Origin of the sequence: Corallococcus sp. 4LFB (genome assembly GCF_046520365.1) — a bacterium.
GTDB lineage: Bacteria > Myxococcota > Myxococcia > Myxococcales > Myxococcaceae > Corallococcus > Corallococcus caeni.
In genome coordinates, this window is the sequence record NZ_JBKGHJ010000929.1 from 1 (window position 1) to 1,678 (window position 1,678).

General features: G+C 63.1%; 3 protein-coding genes. 2 read left to right on the top strand and 1 reads right to left on the bottom strand.

Features of this window, described 5'->3' with window-relative positions:
* On the top strand, positions 1-290 hold a 290-nt coding region (locus ACLEQD_RS42880), incomplete at its 5' end, for a TIGR02269 family lipoprotein (RefSeq protein ID WP_410391721.1).
* Positions 291-318: 28 nt separating this feature from the next.
* A complete protein-coding gene (locus ACLEQD_RS42885; RefSeq protein ID WP_410391722.1) occupies positions 319-1,047 on the top strand; it encodes a double-CXXCG motif protein in 729 nt (242 codons plus the stop codon).
* Positions 1,048-1,056: 9 nt separating this feature from the next.
* Here the strand turns inward: ACLEQD_RS42885 and ACLEQD_RS42890 are convergent, their stop codons facing one another.
* Positions 1,057-1,554, bottom strand: a complete 498-nt coding sequence (locus tag ACLEQD_RS42890; RefSeq protein ID WP_410391723.1) for a hypothetical protein — start codon at positions 1,552-1,554, stop codon at positions 1,057-1,059.
* Positions 1,555-1,678 lie beyond the last annotated feature (124 nt).

A 1,678-nucleotide genomic window follows, 5' to 3' on the forward strand; every position in this document is an offset into this window, starting at 1 on the left:
AGCTACCGGCGGGGAGGTTCGAGAAGCACCACATCTTCCCGCAGGCGCGGGACCTCGCTGAGTGGTTCAATCGGAAGGGTATCGACATCCACCAGTACACGATCCCCATTCCCGTGCATGTCCACCGACGCATTCACAGTGGCGGTTCCAGCGGTGGCTTGTGGAACAAGGCCTGGCGCGAGTTCAAGAGCGCGAACGACCTCGCTCCGCCTCAAGAAATCTTCAAGCATGCCGGGGAATTGATCTATCGCTTCCAGCTCCTGGGTGGCCCCATCCAGCAGTACAACTGAGCCTTCATCCCCCGAGGCTTGACGGTCCATGACCCACTTCTTCTGGTTGCGCGACGACGAAGCAGCCACCTCCCGCTATAGCGGGGACTTTGATGCCACACACAGGTGGGGACTTCCTGGCCTCAAGGATTGCCCTGGGTGCGGCCTGACGTGGAGCACATCAGGACGTCAGTACCCCGCCGTGGATCTTTCACTCATCCCCGAGCATCGGGAATTCGAGGAGCCCCGGCCCGAGCCGTTTCACGAGTTTGTCCGTCTCCGGGAACTGGTGCGCCCACTGGTGCCACCGGATGCATCGCTCCCTCCCGGGACAAGCTTCGGTCCGCTCACAGGTCAGGCCTCTGGTCAGTTCGGACCGTTCACCTGGCAGGGAACATCCCTCATGCTCATCCGCCGCGACACGCTCGACGGCCTCCAGGCAGCGGGCATCCGTGGACTGCTGGGCTGCAAGACGGAGCTGCGGTTCCGGCAGAAGACGCCTCCGGACATCCTCGAGCTCCAGATCGAACCGCGCGGCCTGCTGCACCGTGACTGCCTTCCTTCCAACCTGGAGCCGCCCTGTCCCACCTGTGGGCGGCAGGGCTTCCGCCGTCCGGAGGATCCCATCCTCGATGGTGCTTCGTTGCCCACGGACAGGGACCTGTTCCGCTTGGACAACTTCAGCACCATGATCATCGGCACGGACCGCTTCAAGGACGCGGTGGAGCAGGGCGGATGGACGGGCATCCAGTTCCGTCAGCTGCTCGTGCGTTCCTGAAGCCCTTGGTCATCCTCGGACGTCTTCAGCTGCTCGTGTGACAAGCACATCCTGGAGCATTCCAGGAAGACGCACGAGCCCGAGGCGCGAGAAGACGCGGTAGCCGGCGTTGGGCGTATACCCCTCGGCGGTGACTCGCCCTGACTGGACGGCGAAATAGCCGATGATGTCCTCTGGAGGGACGCGCTCCTCACCCGGAGGCCGTCGTTGATCCACGATGTAGAGCCATCCATTGCCGATGCGTTGTGCCTCCGCCTGGGCTCCTGGATCGGTCGGCGCGCACTCGCGGACGACCTGATGGAGAAGCGCCACGAAGGCTGGGTTCTCCTCGAAGGTGGCAGGCCCTTCGGGAGGGCTGTGCAACGTCCCCGCGATCGCGTGGGGCGGGAGTCCTCCGGCCAGGACCCGGTCTGGCGGTAGTAGAGAGATGACCTTCGAAGTCACCCGACGCTTCTCTCCGCCGCCTGTGTCTGTCCTTTTCCTGAATAGCTTCTTCCAGAAGCCCATGGGATGACGCTACCACCGTCGTGGAAACGCACTCGTAAGCAGGTGTTGAAGATGAGTAGGTTTTTCCGCCATGAGGAAAAGCCTGACGTTCTGTGCGCTGGTGCTGTGGATGGCGGCGTGCGCG